1 pseudogene is annotated in these 247 nt (G+C 51.8%); it reads right to left on the reverse strand.

The window, feature by feature from the left end:
- A pseudogene (locus CWB75_RS18765) lies at positions 1-247 on the reverse strand (electron transport complex subunit RsxC); the annotation flags it as partial.

Raw genomic sequence — 247 nt, forward strand, 5'->3', positions numbered from 1 at the left:
TTTGGCTTTAGCACGGGCAATGGCTGCAGCGACGGCAGCTTTTTTATCATCGGCAGCAACTGGAGATTCACTTGCAGTGTCATCGCTTGCTGTTTGCTCATTAGCTTGCGCTGCTTTTTTAGCTTTAGCGCGGGCAATGGCTGCAGCGACGGCAGCTTTTTTATCATCAGCGGCGACAGGTGATTCACTTGCTGCGTCATCGCTTGCTGCGTCATCGCTTGGTGTTTGCTCATTTGCTTGTGCTGCT

This window comes from Pseudoalteromonas sp. S1608, assembly GCF_005887265.1.
Lineage (GTDB): Bacteria > Pseudomonadota > Gammaproteobacteria > Enterobacterales > Alteromonadaceae > Pseudoalteromonas > Pseudoalteromonas undina.